The organism is Bradyrhizobium sp. Rc3b (genome assembly GCF_900114915.1).
Classification (GTDB): Bacteria; Pseudomonadota; Alphaproteobacteria; order Rhizobiales; family Xanthobacteraceae; genus Bradyrhizobium.
The window spans coordinates 286,685-301,209 of the sequence record NZ_FOUS01000010.1; the positions used below are offsets into that span (position 1 = coordinate 286,685).

The window sequence follows — 14,525 nt, forward strand, 5'->3', positions numbered from 1 at the left end:
TCACTGCATCCGCATGATCTGGTCCATCGGCGGCATGTTCGCATTCAGATGCGCCATGATCCAGACCGTGCCGCCCACCACCAGGAAGACCACCAGCAGGCCGAAGGCCAGCGCCAGCACGTTGTTGGTGTTGTCGGGACCGGTCGTGATGTGCAGGAAGAACACCAGATGCACCCCCATCTGCGCGATCGCCAGCACGATCAACGCAACCGGGATGGAGGGCTGCCAGACCAGATCGGTGCCGGCGATGAAGAACGACGTCGCCGTGAGCAGCAGAGCCAGGACAAGGCCGACGACGTAGCCGAGAATACGGGTGCCGACACTGTGTTGCTCTTCCTCGCCCGGCGCGAGGTCGTGGTCGCTCCGCGCGTGGCTCTGATCGCTCATGCGGCACTCCCAAGCAAATAGACGACGGAGAATACCCCGACCCAGACGATGTCGAGCGCGTGCCAGAACAGCGCAAAGCACATCATCCGGCGCAGGACGTCGGCGCGGAAGCCCTTGGCAAACACCTGGGCCATCATGGTGAGGAGCCACAGCACGCCGGCCGAGACATGCAGGCCGTGGCAGCCGACGAGCGAGAAGAACGCGGTCAGGAAGGCGCTGCGCGACGGGCCATAGCCGCGCGCGACGAGGTCGGCGAATTCGCGGAACTCGATGACGAGGAAGATCAGCCCGAGCACGCAGGTCACGGTCATCCCGAGATAGAACCAGAACCGGTTGCGCACATCGGCCGCGATGCTGGCCATGCCGCAGGTAAAGCTCGACAACAGCAGGCACACGGTCTCGATCGCGACGTTCCTCTGCTCGAAAATCTCCGAGCCCTTCGGGCCGCCGGCCGTCTGCCCGGACAGCACCGCGTAGGCCGCGAAGAAGCAGGAGAACATCACGATGTCGGAGAGCAGGAAAATCCAGAAGCCGTAGGCGGTCACGATCCGCTTCGAAGCGGGTCCGGGGTGCTCGATGACGAGCCCGATGTGATGGGGATCGGCATGCGCGTGGCCGGCGGTCGCAGTCATCGCCATCAGACCGTCCCCGCCATGCTGACGAGGCTGCGTCGTTCCTCGAGATTGATGCGGTCGATCGCTGCGACCTCCTCCGCGGGAATGACGTATTCGTCATGGTCGCGCCAGGCGAAAACGACGAAGGTCGCGAACGCGCCGAGACCGCCCAAAATCACCATCCACCAGATGTGCCAGATCAGTGCAAAGCCCATGACGGTGGCGAAGAACGCGCAGACGAAGCCGGTCGGGGAATTCCGGGGCATCTCGATGTCCTGATATTCCGGCCTGTCGCGTTCGAGCGATTGCTGCTGGGCATGGATTTTCATGTCCCAATAGGCGTCCTCGCCGCGCACATCGGGATTGAAGGCGAAGTTGAACACCGGCGGCGGCGACGAGGTCGCCCATTCCAGCGAGCGGCCGTCCCAGGGATCGCCGGTACGGTCGCGCAGCGCCTCGCGGTTGCGGATGCTGACCACGAGCTGCATGATCTGGCAGATCACCCCGATCGTGAGCACGGCCATGCCAATTGCTGCAACGATCATCCAGGGCCGCCACGCCGCGACGTCATAATGCTGCATGCGCCGGGTCATGCCGAGCATGCCGGCGATGTAGAGCGGGATGAAGGTGATGAAGAAGCCGAGAAAGGTGAACCAGAACGCCAGCTTGCCCCAGCGCTCGTCGAGGCGGAAACCAAACGCCTTGGGAAACCAATATTCGAAGCCGGCGAAGGCGCCGAACAACACGCCGCCGATGATGACGTTGTGGAAGTGCGCCACCAGGAACATGCTGTTGTGAAGCATGAAGTCTGCGGGCGGCACCGCGAGCAGGACGCCGGTCAATCCACCGATGATGAATGTCACCATGAAGCCGACCGCCCACAGCATCGGCGTCGCGAAGCGGATGCGGCCGCCATACATCGTGAACAGCCAATTGTAGATCTTCACACCGGTCGGCACCGCGATGATCATGCTGGCGATGCCGAAGATGGCGTTGACGTCCGGCCCTGCCCCCATCGTGAAGAAATGATGCAGCCAGACCATGAAGGAGATGACGCAGATCGCCATGGTCGCAAGCACCATCGAGCGATAACCGAACAGCGCCTTGCCGGAGAAGGTCGAGACCACCTCGGAGAAGATGCCGAACGCCGGCAGCACCAGGATGTAGACCTCCGGATGTCCCCAGGCCCAGATCAGGTTCATGAACATCATGACGTTGCCGCCGGCCTCGTTGGTGAAGAAGTGGAAGCCGAGGTAGCGGTCGAGCAGCAGCATCGCGAGCGTGGCGGTGAGGATCGGGAAGGCCGCGACGATGAGGAGGTTCGAGGCCAGCGTGGTCCAGCAGAACATCGGCATGCGCAAATAATTCATGCCCCTGGTGCGCAGCTTCAGCACCGTGGTGACAAGGTTGATGCCGGCGACCAGCGTGCCGACGCCGGATATCTGCAGCGACCAGGCGTAATAGTCGACGCCGACGCCCGGCGAATAGGACAGCTCCGACAGCGGCGGAAAGGCGAGCCAGCCGGTGCGCGCGAACTCGCCGATCACGAGCGAGAGATTGACCAGCAGCGCACCGGTCGCGGTCAGCCAGAACCCGACCGAGTTGAGCGTCGGGAAAGCGACGTCGCGCACGCCGAGCTGCAGCGGCACGATCAGGTTCATCAGCCCGATCACGAACGGCATCGCCACGAAGAAGATCATGATGGTGCCGTGCGCCGAGAAGATCTGGTTGTAGTGCTCCGGCGGCAGGTAGCCCTGCGACTGGTAGGCGACGGCCTGCTGGATCCGCATCATGATGGCGTCGCTGCCACCGCGCAGCAGCATCACCGAGGCCAGCAGAATATACATGACGCCGATGCGCTTGTGATCGACGCTGGTGATCCATTCGCTCCAGAGATAGGGCAGATGCCCCTTCACCACGACCCAGGTCAGCACGCCGAGGATCGCGACCAGCACCACTGCGCCCGCGACCAGCGGGATGGGCTGATCGAACGGAATGGCCGACCAATCGAGCTTACCGAGCATCGTGGCCTCCACTGTGCGGACGGCCTGCATCGGAGAGCAGTTCCGGCCCCGGTCCCGGCGGGATGTGCTGGGTCGCGATCAGGTCGAACAGGCGGGGATCTTCCAGGCGATAGATCGGCCTGCCCTTCTCGACGCCCTGCTGCATCAGCTTCTTGTAGCTGTCCTCATTCAGCACGGCATCGGTCTTCGCCGTGGTCGCCACCCATTCAGGAAAGGCGAGCGGCGAGACCACGTTGACGTCGAACATCATGTCGGGAAAGCCGTCGCCGGAGAAATGCGCGGACAACCCCTGCAGCTTGCCTTCGTTGTCGGCGCGCAGGTTCAGCTTCGTCACCATGCCGTTCATGGTGTAGATCATGCTGCCGAGCTGCGGGATGAAGAACGTGTTCATCACGCCCGACGACGTCAGCTGAAAGTTCAGCTCGGCGCCGGCCGGCACGGTCAGCGTGTTGACGGTGGCGATGCGCTGGTCCGGATAGATGAACAGCCATTTCCAGTCGAGCGAAACCGCTTGGATCCGCACCGGGCTTCCGGTCCCCCGCACCGGTGCTGCGGGATCGAGTTGATGCGAGCCGATCCAGGCGACGCCGCCGAGCAGGATGACGGTGAGCGCAGGGATCGCCCACACCACCATCTCGACGCGGCCGGAATAGACGAAGTCGGGCTGGTAGCGCGCTTTTGGGTTCGAGGCGCGAAACCAGAACGCAAAGCCGAGAATCGCGAAAATGGTCGGCACCACGATCACGAGCATGATGAAGACGGAATCGACCAGAATGGTGCTGTTGGCCGCAGCCACGGGCCCTTGTGGGTCGAGCAGATTCATCGGCAAGCCACTGGCGGTTGGGAAGCCCCGGGACAGAGCCTAGCGCGGGAAAGGCTCCGCAACAAACGCGGCGGCCTCAGAACGGTTCCTGAACCGCAAGGGCCAGCCATGCGCGTTGGGCCGGCGCAACATGCAATTCCATGCGATGTCAATGACATGAACGCAAAAGCCGCGCCCTTCTCCCCGGTCGGGCCGATTGCTAATCTGCACGAAAATAATGAGAAATACGGGATCAGGGAGTGAACCGAGATGCGCTTGAAGGACAAGGTCGCCATCGTCGTCGGAGCCGGGCAAAGCCCCGGCGAAGGCATGGGCAATGGCCGCGCCACCGCGCTGACCTTCGCGCGCGAGGGCGCAAAGGTCTTGTGCGTCGATCATCATCTGGAATCGGCGCAGGAAACGGTGGCGATGATCACCGCGAAACATGGCACCGCCGCGGCCTTCAAGGCCGACGTCACGAAGTCGGCCGACATCAAGGCGATGGTCAAGGACGCGCAGTCGCGCTGGGGCCGGATCGACGTGCTGCACAACAATGTCGGCGTCAGCCTGTCCGGCGGCGATGCCGAGCTGCTGCAACTGACCGAGGAAGCGTTCGACCGCGTCGTCGCCATCAATCTGAAAAGCTGCATCCTGGCGGCAAAAGAAGTGATCCCGATCATGCGCGCGCAAGGAAGCGGCGCCATCATCAACATCTCCTCGATGGCGGCGATCACGAACTATCCTTATGTCGCCTACAAGGCGACGAAGTCGGCGATGATCGCCTTCACCGAACAGCTCGCCTACCAGAACGCCGAATACGGCATCCGCGCCAACGTCATCCTGCCCGGCCTGATGAACACGCCGATGGCCGTCGACACCCGCGCCCGCGAATGGCACAAGACCCGCGCCGAGGTCGAGGCCGAACGCGACAGCAAGGTGCCGCTGCGCAAGAAAATGGGCACCGGATGGGACGTCGCGAACGCTGCCCTGTTTTTGGCGTCGGATGAGGCAAACTTCATTACGGGCGTGACGCTGCCGGTGGATGGTGGAGCCAGCGTGAGACGGGGGTAGGTCTTCTCCCTCTCCGTTCTTACGGGGCCGCGACCAGCTTCGCTCGCGCTGAGAGCGCCGGGGTGAGGGGCCACCTCCGCAAACTCAATAGAAGGACTCGCGGAGACTCCCCCTCACCCGCCGCGCTCTGGCGCGCAATTGCGCTGCCGAGCGCGTCGGCCTCCCCCCGCACGCGGGGAGAGGCTTAGAGAGCTCGCTCAGCGCGAATACGTCACCCGCCAGATCGTGCCGTTGCCATCCTCCGAGATCAGCAGCGATCCATCCTTCGCCACCGCGACTCCCACCGGCCGCCCCCACACTTCCGTGTCGCTGACGACAAAACCCGTGACGAAATCCTCGTACTCACCCGTCGGCTTGCCGTCCTTCATCCGGATGCGGATCACCTTGTAGCCGGTGCGCTTCGACCGGTTCCAGGAGCCGTGCTCCGCGGCGAACGCGTCGCTCTGATACTCGGGCGGAAACTGCGTGCCCTGATAGAAAATCATGCCGAGCGAGGCCGAGTGCGGCTGCACCAGCACATCGGGGACCGTCACCTTGTCCTTGATATCCGGCCGCGCACCGGCGTGGCGTGGGTCTTCGTTGGCGCCGATATAGAACCAGGGCCAGCCGTAGAACGCGCCTTCCTTCACGCTGGTCACGTAGTCGGGCACGAGATCGTCGCCGAGGCCATCGCGCTCGTTGGTCGAGCACCAGGGCAGACCGGTCTGCGGCTGGATCGCAAGGCCGACGCAATTGCGGATGCCGGTGGCGTAGATCTTCCGCTCCTTGCCATCGGGATTGAAAGCCAGCACCGCCGCGCGTTCGGTCTCGCTGGCCCAGGCTGCGCCGAGCGGTTGCGTTTTCGCCCACGCCTCCATCCCGCCCGGGGGCGTGCCCATGCCTTCCGCAACGTTGCTGAGCGAACCGACGGAGACCAGCATGCGCTTGTTGTCGGGCGTGAAGACGATGTCGCGGGTGGAATGACCGCCGTCATGCGGCAGGCTCGGCACGATCGTCTCGGCCTTGCCGCGCGCCTTGAGATCGCCGGCCTGATAGGGAAAGCGGACGACGCTATCGGTGTTGGCGACATAGACCCATTGCGGATTGTCCCCGTTCGGGAAGAAGGCGATGCCGAACGGCTGCCTCAGGCCGCTAGCAAACACCTCGTTGGTCGCGAGCTTGTTGCCCTCCCCGGCCCGCAACACACGGATGGTGCCGGCCCGCGTCTCCGCGACGAAGACGTCGCCATTCGGCGCAACCCTGATGATGCGTGGCGCGCGCAGTCCTTCGGCGAACAGCTCGATCTTGAAGCCCGCCGGCACCCGAAGCGCAGCCTCGGCCGGGCGCGGCACCACGCGCGACGAGCTCGCAACCGACCGCGTGGCGCCGGGCCTGACCAGATCCCGCGGCCGGATCAGCCTGACCGTGCCGGGCTTGTCGGCCCGCCAATCGCCATAAGCGTCCTTGCCCTGCAACACCGGCTCGGCCTGCGCACCGGTAGCAATCAGTAGCCCCGCGAATATCGCGACGGACAAAATTCTGCTCTTCAAATTGTCCTCCCGGCCTGCAATCTCGACCATCGATACCACCGCGGCAGGTCGAAGCTCTGCCGCATCCCACGTCAGCTGATGCCCGCACGATGTGCATCAGCTGCGCCCATCGTACTGGAAAACACCGCGGATAGGTGCGACACATTGTATGGGCGGGGGTTGCGGTCATCAAAGCTGCGGCATCGCTGTCGCAATCGACGGGATGATCATGTGGGGATCCATCATATCGGAATGGGCGAGCCTGCTGCTGCGCTGGCTTCACGTGGTGGCGGCGATCGCCTGGATCGGCAGTTCCTTCTATTTCATCGCCCTCGACCTCAGCCTCAGGCCCAAGGGCAACCGAACGAGTGACCTGCCCGACGGCGTCCAGGGCGAAGCCTGGCAGGTCCATGGCGGCGGCTTCTACCGGATCATGAAATATCTGGTGGCTCCAAAGCAAATGCCGGACGAGCTGACCTGGTTCAAATGGGAGGCCTACACCACCTGGCTGTCCGGCTTCGCGCTGATGGTGGTGGTGTATTATCTCGAGGCCGATCTGTTCCTGGTCGACAAGTCGATCCTCGATCTCACGCCGTTCCAGGCCGGCCTGTTCAGCCTCGCGAGCCTGGCTCTGGCGTGGCTGCTCTATGAAGCCGCCTGCCGCACCGGGCTCGCCCAGCGCGAGCTGCCCTTCGCCATCGGCGGCTATCTGTTCCTGGTCGCGCTGACCTATGCCTTCACCCATGTGCTGAGCGGCCGTGGCGCCTTCAACCAGATCGGCGCCATCATCGGCACCATCATGGTGGCCAATGTCTTTGCGCTGATCATCCCCAACCAGAAGAAGATCGTGGCCAGCCTGATCGCGGGACAGGCGCCGGATCCGAAGCTCGGCAAGGCCAGCAAGGAGCGCTCGGTCCACAACAACTATCTGACGCTGCCCGTGGTCGTGCTGATGATCAGCAACCACTATCCCCTGCTCTATGCCACGCGCTTCAACTGGATCATCGTCGCCATCATCCTGGCGCTGGGGCCGGTGATCCGCCACTTCTTCAACGAGCGCCACGCGGGACGGAAATCGCCATGGTGGGTGTGGGGCGTCGCGGCAATCGGCGTGATTGCGATCCTCTTCCTCTCCGCCGCCGGACCGCGCGAGGTCAAGTCCGGCGCACTGCCGACACAGCCGACCCTTGCCGCTGTCGAGGAGATCGTGACGTCCCGTTGCAGCATGTGCCACGCCGCCGAGCCGGTCTGGGCCGGCATCGTGACCGCACCGAAGGGCATCCTGCTCGATGCGCCCGAGCACATCCATCGCAACATCCGCCTGATCGGCCGTGTCGCGGCCTGGTCGAGCGCGATGCCGCCCGGCAACATCACCGAAATGACCGGCGAGGAGCGCGCGATCCTCGCCGCCTATCTTGAGCAGGCCCGCTGATGCTGCCCGCGCGGCGACAGATCATTTCGCGGAATGAAATTCCGCATCTCCTCCTGAATTGAAAATGACTTGACCGCCTATCCGGCGTAGACAGGACCAGCGGCCGCCGACGCGGCCCAAAGTCATTTGCATGCACGGGGAAAGAACAGTGGCCCTCAAGAACGTCATCGGTATCGACCACGCTGTGGTCATGGTTCAGGACCTCGACAAGGCTGCCGAGAACTATCGGCAGCTTGGCTTCACCGTGTCGCCGCGCGGCACCCACAGCGCGCATATGGGCACCGGCAATTACACCATCATGTTCGACCCCGATTATATGGAGCTGCTCGGCGTGCTCGTCGCGACCGAGCACAACGCACCGGCGCGCGCCTTCCTCGACAAGCGCGGCGAAGGCATCGAGCGCATCGCCTTCACCGCGGTCGATTCCGCCGCCGGCGCGGAAGAGATCCGCGCGCGCGGCCTGGCGCCGATCGGCCCGACCGATTTCGAACGGCCGGTGACGCTGCCTGATGGCACCGTCTCGGCGGCCAAATTCCGCACCTTCATGTGGCCGACCGCGGAAGCGCCCGGCGGGGTGCGCATCTTCGCCTGCCAGCACAAGACGCGCGAGACCGTGTGGATTCCCGAATTGATGAGGCACGCCAATGCGGCAAAGCGGATCAGGCAGACGCTGATCGCAACCCCGGAGCCGGCAAAGGACGCCGCGCATCTCGGCCGGCTGATCGACCGCGAACCGGCCGCCGAGGCCGACGGCGCAGTCACGGTGCCCTCCGGCGGCGATCGTGCCGACTTCATCTATCTGACGCTGGACCAGCTCGCCAAACGCTATCCGGGCGTGCCGCTCGCGGGCCTCTCCGAGCGCGGCGGCGCGGCGCTGGTGCTCGTCAGCGGAGATCTGGCTTCGACCGAAAAAGCGCTGGGTTCAGCAGCGATGCGCAGCGGGCCGGCGATCTGTGTGCCGCCGGCCAAGGCGAACGGCACCCTGCTCGCCTTCATTGCCGGCTGATTTGAACTAATTCTTCAACGCGTGTTTACCCGGCGGCTCTAGGATTCCCTGCAATCCAAGCCACCGGGGCCAAACGCATGTTCAAAGAGGGATCGCCGATCGCCTATGACGCGCCGGCCGAACTGAAGAAGTGGCCGTCGCTGAAGGGCGAGAGGCAGAAGGACCGAGGTCCGCCTTATCTCGTCTACAACGGCACGCTCGCCGACTGCGTCCGCGAGCTCATGGGCAAGCCGATCAAGGGCATCTCGCTCTACGACATCATGACGAAGCCGCAAGCGGCCTTCGATCAGACCGTGCTGTCGCCGGGCGATGCCGCCGAGATGGCGATGCGCAAGGATTTCCCCAAGGACTAGCAAGGACTAATTCGCGGCGCGCTTGCCGGCCGTCTTGCCCTTCTGCTTCGACGACGATTCCGTCGGCGCATCGAGGAAGACGACGGGCGTACCGCGCTTGGTGTTTTCGCCGAGCACACGGGCGTCCCAATTCGTGAGCCTGATGCAGCCGTGTGACGCCGACTTGCTGACCCTGTCGGGCTCCGCCGTCCCGTGAATGCCATAACCCTGCGCCGACAGCCCGATCCAGTACGATCCCACCGGATTGTTGGGACCCGGCTTGATGTCGAAGGGTCTTTTGGATTTCACACTCTTGAACTTGTACTCCGGATTGTAGTGATAGGTCGGCTGCTCGTTGGTGCCGGTGACCTTCAGCGTCCCCGTCGGCGTCGGGCGATCCGGACTGCCGATTGATGCCGGGTAGAACGCGACCAGACGACCAGAGCCCTCGTAAGCCTTCAGCGTCGCGCGCGTCTTGTCGATCTCGATCCGAGCGATGCGCGGCAGCTCCCGCCGCGCCGGCACGTTGGCCACGGCAATCGCCTCGCCAGCCTTGTCGAATGACTTGCCCGGATTGAGCGCCTTCAACAGCTCTCCGCTCATGTGGAATTTTTCCGCGAGCCCTTCGAGCGGGCTGGTGTAGCTCAGCGCCTCCAGCGACTTCATGTCATCGAGCTTGGCCGGTAGCTTCTTGAGGAACGGCCCCTTCACGTCCGCGTCGGTGATCTTATAGTCGACAACGACAGGCCCCTCACTCGCTGCGGTCAGCTTGTCCCAGAGTTCAGGGGCAACGACCTTGTCGAAGGCCATTCCGTTCTGCTCAGCGAACGCCTTCATCGCCTTCTGCGCGTTCTCGCCGAACTTGCCGTCGATCTGGCCAGGAGAGAATTGCGCACGATCGAGCAGAATCTGCAGCTTCGTCACCGGCGCGTCGACCTTGTCCGCGGCCGGCTGCTTTTCCGGCCGCGCAGCCTCGTTCACCGCTTTCGCATCGAGATGGCCCGCGAGCACCGGGCAGACGAACCACATCGACATCACCGCGCCAAGCAGCCACCGCCTCATGATCGCTCGTCCCATTCTAAAAATAATGATCCGCAAAAACCGCGGGGAGTTTCTGTTCGGGAACACCGTAGTAACACCGAAGGAACCAACGAGACCGCAGCTTTGCCGCAATCAGACGGTTAAGAACTTCTTATCGCCGGCGCACCGCTGGCCGTTCATCCCACAGTTCGAGGTTGTCTCCGCAAATGCGATTTGTCATCGCGGCTTGCGCCGCGTTCATGATTCTGATGTGCGACCTCGATCCGTCGGCGTCCCGGCAAACATCAACTTTCGACCGCGCCGTTATTCAGAACAATCGGGCCTCCCCACTTGTTCCGGTGGTCGAGCTCTTCCTCGCAAGTGTGCAGGCCATCGAGCTCGCCAACGCGCGCGCCGCCTATGAGCAGGTGATCGAGCCGCCCCGGGCGGACGAGCCAGCCCTACAGGCACCGGTTTCCCCGACCGAGCGATTTTGCCACGCGCTTCGCGAGGCCGCCGAGGCCAGCGGCATTCCCGTGCCATTCTTTGCCCGCCTGCTCTGGCAGGAGAGCCGCTTCAGGTCCAACGAGGTGAGCCAGGCCGGCGCCCAGGGCGTGGCGCAGTTCATGCCCGGGACGGCCGCCGAAGTCGGGCTCGACGATCCCTTCGATCCCATGAAGGCGCTGCCCGCATCGGCAAAATTCCTGCGCAAGCTTCGCGACGATTTCGGCAATCTCGGCCTCGCCGCGGCTGCGTATAATGCCGGTCCCGGCCGCGTTCAGAAGTGGCTCGCCAAGGAGAGCGAGCTGCCGCGTGAGACGCGCGACTATGTCCGCATCATCACCGGTACCAAGGCTGAGGACTGGACCGAGCGGTCCGAGGCGCTCGCGATCAGGATCGACCTGCCGCGCGAGGCGCCATGCGAGGGCATCGGCAGCCTCTCCAAGGCGAAGGATATCGCCTGGGTCCCGGTCAACCTGACACCCTCGGTCGCGACCATCATTCGCAAGGCCGAACAGCTTGCGGCGCGCCTGTCGACAAACCGGGCGCGCAAGCGGTTCGTATCCCTGCTCCACAAGAACGCCTCGGCCCGTGGCAAGGCGAGGGGCATGATTGCAGCGCGCGCGGCGAAGGGCACCAAGGCTCGCGCCATCCGCATCGCGGCGCGCGAACGTTCGGCGATCTGACGCACAAATCGAGAAGCCGCCCGATGGGCGGCTTCCGACGGCTGTGAACTAATCGATCTCCTCGATCACGCGTCGTTCGCGAGGCTCGATGACATAAGTCCGGGTATCGCGATGGATGTAGCGGTACTCCCGCAGGTCGGGCGCATCCCGATAAACCGTGCTCGGAAATTCCTCGACCTCGACGCTATCAGGGACGCGATCGCCGACATGGATCTCGGTGCGAGCTGTGCTTCCGGTGGTCTGCCGTTCGCTCCTGCTCTCGGGACGCGCTTTCGCATGCTTGCGGATCGCATCGCGATCGCGGTCGGAGAACTTGCTTGCGCTGCGCTCGCGGGTGGTCGACGTCGTCGTTGCCGTGGATTTCCCCGAATACGGCAGCACCGTCACGATCTTGTAGGTCGCCGGATCGACCACGACGATCTCATCCTTCACTAGCGCGAAGCTGTAGCCGCGATATTGCGGCACGATCTCGACGACATCAGGCGGAAGAGTCGAGAGGTGCACGTCGCGCGGAACGACCGTGCCGACATTCAGCGAGAAATTGACGCTGGTCAGCGGCCGGACGTTCAGATGCGAGATCGAGGTGCTGATCTTCGTCTCCTGCTGGCGGTTCAGATTGACGTTGGTCTGCGCGGCCGCCTGAGAGTTGGTTCCGGACCGCTCGCCCTGCGCCTGATTGCTGGCTGGCGCCGTCGGCGCCTGCTGAGCCTGGTTGGTCCCGGATGCAGCGGGCTGCGCCTGATTGCTATTGGCCGGTGGCGGATTGGACCGATCCTGCGCCTGGTTCGTGTTTGCCGGCGGCGGGTTGGCGCCCTGCTGGGTGGCGGGCTGGTTACCGGTCGTGTTCGAGCTTGCCGTGCCGCTCTGCGGCCGCGAAGTGTCCGTGCTGTTCGCAGCATTGTTGGATGTGCCGGAATTGGCGGCCCCGGAGGATGGCGCGGTGCTCTGCGTCGTCTGTGCCGAGGTTCCTGTCGACGGTGATTGCTGCGGCTGCGATGTGGTCTGCTGCGTGCCGGCCGCGCCGGATTGCGAGGTCGTCGCAGGCGCTGTGGAATTGGATTGGGATTGCGGCGTCTGCTCGGACTTGGTGGGCGATTGCGCGAAGGCGGCGTTCGCCAGCACCAGCCCTAATGCGGTGGTTGCCAACAGGCGGATCATGGTTCACTCCCTTTTATCAAATGAACGTTGGTGACTAACCTGCGCTAAAACGGCCGGTTCCACTTTTTCCCGAGACAAAGCGGACCGCTTCTGCACGGAACCTGCGATGCCATCGAAGAGTGCGGGGATCATTGCCTATCGCAAACGCCGGGCGATTGAGATCCTCCTCGTTCATCCCGGCGGGCCGTTCTGGCGCAACAAGGATCTCGGCGCGTGGTCGATTCCCAAGGGCGAATATGCGGACGAAGACGATGCGGAGGCCGCCGCGCGACGGGAATTTTCCGAGGAGCTGGGATTGGAGCTGTCCGTGCCGCTGGTCTCGCTTGGCGAGGTCAAGCAGCGCGGCGGCAAGGTCGTCACCGCGTTCGCCGCCGAGCTCGATATCGACGTGCGCAGCATCCGCAGCAACACGTTCGAGATGGAATGGCCGCCGCGCAGCGGCAAACGGCAAGTCTTCCCGGAGGTCGACCGTGCCGAATGGTTCACGCTCGAGGAGGCGCGGGGGAAGATCAACGCAGGACAACGCCCGCTGCTCGATCGGCTGGCGCAGCTGGCCGGCGGCGAATAGCGATGGAAGCAGGTGCGCTCCCTACTCCGCCTTGATGTCCGCGGCTGCGACGACCTCGGCGAGCTCTTTCGTCTCCTTCACGATCTTCGCGGCGTACTCGGCGGGGGTCAGCACGCTGACCACGCCCTGCGAGCCGAGCTTCTCCGCGACCGCCGGATCCTTGGCCGCCGCGGCGATCTCCCGGTGCAGCGTCTCCAGGATCGGCGCCGGGGTCGACTTCGGCATGAAGAAGCCGACCCAGAACGAGATGTCGAAGCCGGGGAAGCCGGCTTCCGCGACGGTCGGCACATCGGGCAGTGACGGCAGCCGCTCGGCCGACGACACCGCGAGCGCGCGCAGCTTGCCGGCCTTGACCAGCGGCACGGCGGAGAGCGGATCGAACACCGCCAGCACCTCCTGCGCGAGGATGCCGACCTCGGCGGCCGAACCGCCGCGATAGGGCACGTGGATCAGCTTGATGCCGGCCTTCTGGCTCAGCAGCTCCATGGCGAGATGGGCAAGATTGCCGTTGCCGCCCGAACCGTAAGCCAGCGCGCCGGGTGCCGCCTTCGCCGCGGCGACGAGATCGGCGACGGTCTTGATACTAGCCGTCTTTGGATTCTCCGGATTGACCACCAGCACCAACGGCGCCGACACGACGGTGGTCAGCGGCGCGAAGTCCTTTTCCGGATCGTAGCGGATATCCTTGAATAGCGTCTTGTTGAGCGTGATGGTGGACGAGTTGCAGGCGAGCATGGTGTAGCCGTCGCCTTCCGCATGGGCGACGCCTTCGGCCGCGATCATGCCGTTGGCCCCGGCGCGGTTCTCGACCACGAAGGGCTGCCCGAGCTTGTTGCCCAGGCGATCGCCGACGATGCGCGCGACGACGTCGACCGGCCCGCCGGCGCTGAAGCCGACCATGACCTTGACCGGCCGCACCGGATATTTCTGCGCCATGGTCTCCGTCGACAGTACAGACGCACACAATCCGGCGACGACGGCGAGCAGGCGGGCGGTTCGTTGCATTGGTTCTCTCCCCAGACATCAGCAGCGCCGCTTGTGCAGGCTTGTTGGTGCGACGCATGTGAAGATCATGAATAGCGGCCATCCCGGATTTCGCAATCGCGTTTGGTCGCCGGCATTCCGCCCCACGGCACGTGTTGCATCGCCTACAGACAAAAAATGCGAAAACAACCCCATGCACAGTAGACGGCCCTTGTCCGAACAACGACTTACGCCAGGCAGAGACCTTCGGATGTTGCGAAATCGATTTTGACTCGTCGGGCAAAACAGGGGCATAATGCCATCATCGCGATCCGCGTGAGCAATCGGCCTCCACAGCCATGTGGGCCTCGCTTCGATCGCGAACAAGCCCAGCATCGACATTTGAATACGCAACCGCCGCACGGCAACTGAGAGGTCTTCTCGCACCAGAGA

14 protein-coding genes are annotated in these 14,525 nt (G+C 64.0%); 6 read left to right on the forward strand and 8 right to left on the reverse strand.

Translation table 11 applies throughout. The features are described from left to right. The 4 genes from cyoD to BM190_RS24495 are packed head-to-tail and all read right to left on the reverse strand — an operon-like array spanning position 1 to position 3,848. Positions 1 to 387, reverse strand: a complete 387-nt coding sequence (gene cyoD / locus BM190_RS24480; protein ID WP_018322693.1) for a cytochrome o ubiquinol oxidase subunit IV — start codon at positions 385 to 387, stop codon at positions 1 to 3. Further along, positions 384 to 1,025, reverse strand: coding sequence for a cytochrome (ubi)quinol oxidase subunit III (locus tag BM190_RS24485; RefSeq protein WP_092259820.1), 642 nt, complete (start codon positions 1,023 to 1,025; stop codon positions 384 to 386). The genes cyoD and BM190_RS24485 overlap by 4 nt, the downstream gene beginning before the upstream one ends. Beyond that, positions 1,025 to 3,025 (reverse strand): cytochrome o ubiquinol oxidase subunit I, encoded by a 2,001-nt coding sequence (gene cyoB / locus BM190_RS24490; protein WP_092259973.1) that lies wholly within the window; start codon positions 3,023 to 3,025, stop codon positions 1,025 to 1,027. Before cyoB ends, BM190_RS24485 begins: the two co-directional genes overlap by 1 nt. Further along, on the reverse strand, positions 3,015 to 3,848 hold the full coding sequence (locus tag BM190_RS24495; protein ID WP_092259822.1) for a cytochrome ubiquinol oxidase subunit II family protein: 834 nt from the start codon (positions 3,846 to 3,848) through the stop codon (positions 3,015 to 3,017). Before BM190_RS24495 ends, cyoB begins: the two co-directional genes overlap by 11 nt. Positions 3,849 to 4,097: 249 nt before the next feature. Between BM190_RS24495 and BM190_RS24500 the strand changes: the two genes are divergently transcribed. Continuing rightward, positions 4,098 to 4,898 carry an SDR family NAD(P)-dependent oxidoreductase gene (locus tag BM190_RS24500; protein WP_018322689.1) on the forward strand — a complete coding sequence of 267 codons (801 nt, stop codon included), beginning with the start codon at positions 4,098 to 4,100 and terminating at the stop codon, positions 4,896 to 4,898. A gap of 197 nt (positions 4,899 to 5,095) precedes the next feature. Here the strand turns inward: BM190_RS24500 and BM190_RS24505 are convergent, their stop codons facing one another. Further along, positions 5,096 to 6,457, reverse strand: coding sequence for a PQQ-dependent sugar dehydrogenase (locus BM190_RS24505; protein WP_244550720.1), 1,362 nt, complete (start codon positions 6,455 to 6,457; stop codon positions 5,096 to 5,098). Between the two features lie 178 nt (positions 6,458 to 6,635). On the opposite strand from BM190_RS24505, the gene BM190_RS24510 reads away from it, so the two are divergent. The 3 genes from BM190_RS24510 (at position 6,636) to BM190_RS24520 (ending at position 9,197) form a co-directional block, all read left to right on the forward strand. Next, positions 6,636 to 7,838 carry a urate hydroxylase PuuD gene (locus tag BM190_RS24510; RefSeq protein WP_177237266.1) on the forward strand — a complete coding sequence of 401 codons (1,203 nt, stop codon included), beginning with the start codon at positions 6,636 to 6,638 and terminating at the stop codon, positions 7,836 to 7,838. A 148-nt stretch (positions 7,839 to 7,986) separates the two neighbouring features. Then, entirely contained in the window at positions 7,987 to 8,844 is an 858-nt protein-coding gene (locus BM190_RS24515) for a VOC family protein (RefSeq protein ID WP_092259826.1), read from the forward strand. 77 nt (positions 8,845 to 8,921) lie between these two features. Then, complete coding sequence (locus tag BM190_RS24520) at positions 8,922 to 9,197, forward strand: hypothetical protein (protein WP_018322685.1); 276 nt, start codon at positions 8,922 to 8,924, stop codon at positions 9,195 to 9,197. Between the two features lie 6 nt (positions 9,198 to 9,203). Here BM190_RS24520 and BM190_RS24525 read toward each other — a convergent pair whose 3' ends face one another. Continuing rightward, entirely contained in the window at positions 9,204 to 10,238 is a 1,035-nt protein-coding gene (locus BM190_RS24525) for a L,D-transpeptidase family protein (RefSeq protein ID WP_092259828.1), read from the reverse strand. Positions 10,239 to 10,423: 185 nt separating this feature from the next. Here BM190_RS24525 and BM190_RS24530 point away from each other — a divergent pair, with 185 nt between their 5' ends. Further along, on the forward strand, positions 10,424 to 11,383 hold the full coding sequence (locus BM190_RS24530; RefSeq protein ID WP_092259830.1) for a lytic transglycosylase domain-containing protein: 960 nt from the start codon (positions 10,424 to 10,426) through the stop codon (positions 11,381 to 11,383). A 48-nt stretch (positions 11,384 to 11,431) separates the two neighbouring features. Here BM190_RS24530 and BM190_RS24535 read toward each other — a convergent pair whose 3' ends face one another. Then, positions 11,432 to 12,541, reverse strand: coding sequence for a DUF1236 domain-containing protein (locus BM190_RS24535; protein WP_092259831.1), 1,110 nt, complete (start codon positions 12,539 to 12,541; stop codon positions 11,432 to 11,434). 106 nt (positions 12,542 to 12,647) lie between these two features. Between BM190_RS24535 and BM190_RS24540 the strand changes: the two genes are divergently transcribed. Next, complete coding sequence (locus tag BM190_RS24540) at positions 12,648 to 13,109, forward strand: NUDIX hydrolase (protein ID WP_092259833.1); 462 nt, start codon at positions 12,648 to 12,650, stop codon at positions 13,107 to 13,109. 21 nt (positions 13,110 to 13,130) lie between these two features. On the opposite strand, the gene BM190_RS24545 is transcribed toward BM190_RS24540, so the two are convergent. Then, complete coding sequence (locus BM190_RS24545; RefSeq protein WP_092259835.1) at positions 13,131 to 14,114, reverse strand: Bug family tripartite tricarboxylate transporter substrate binding protein; 984 nt, start codon at positions 14,112 to 14,114, stop codon at positions 13,131 to 13,133. Between the last annotated feature and the right edge of the window lie 411 nt (positions 14,115 to 14,525).

Bases quoted from the DNA above. Each gene is read 5' to 3' on its own strand.
- BM190_RS24540 (WP_092259833.1), top strand. From the start codon at position 12,648: ATGCCATCGAAGAGTGCGGGGATCATTGCCTATCGCAAACGCCGGGCG.
- BM190_RS24485 (WP_092259820.1), bottom strand. From the start codon at position 1,025: ATGGCGATGACTGCGACCGCCGGCCACGCGCATGCCGATCCCCATCAC.
- BM190_RS24495 (WP_092259822.1), bottom strand. From the start codon at position 3,848: ATGAATCTGCTCGACCCACAAGGGCCCGTGGCTGCGGCCAACAGCACC.
- BM190_RS24525 (WP_092259828.1), bottom strand. From the start codon at position 10,238: ATGAGGCGGTGGCTGCTTGGCGCGGTGATGTCGATGTGGTTCGTCTGC.
- BM190_RS24510 (WP_177237266.1), top strand. From the start codon at position 6,636: ATGTGGGGATCCATCATATCGGAATGGGCGAGCCTGCTGCTGCGCTGG.
- BM190_RS24505 (WP_244550720.1), bottom strand. From the start codon at position 6,457: ATGGTCGAGATTGCAGGCCGGGAGGACAATTTGAAGAGCAGAATTTTG.
- cyoD (WP_018322693.1), bottom strand. From the start codon at position 387: ATGAGCGATCAGAGCCACGCGCGGAGCGACCACGACCTCGCGCCGGGC.
- BM190_RS24520 (WP_018322685.1), top strand. From the start codon at position 8,922: ATGTTCAAAGAGGGATCGCCGATCGCCTATGACGCGCCGGCCGAACTG.
- BM190_RS24500 (WP_018322689.1), top strand. From the start codon at position 4,098: ATGCGCTTGAAGGACAAGGTCGCCATCGTCGTCGGAGCCGGGCAAAGC.
- BM190_RS24535 (WP_092259831.1), bottom strand. From the start codon at position 12,541: ATGATCCGCCTGTTGGCAACCACCGCATTAGGGCTGGTGCTGGCGAAC.
- BM190_RS24530 (WP_092259830.1), top strand. From the start codon at position 10,424: ATGCGATTTGTCATCGCGGCTTGCGCCGCGTTCATGATTCTGATGTGC.
- BM190_RS24545 (WP_092259835.1), bottom strand. From the start codon at position 14,114: ATGCAACGAACCGCCCGCCTGCTCGCCGTCGTCGCCGGATTGTGTGCG.
- cyoB (WP_092259973.1), bottom strand. From the start codon at position 3,025: ATGCTCGGTAAGCTCGATTGGTCGGCCATTCCGTTCGATCAGCCCATC.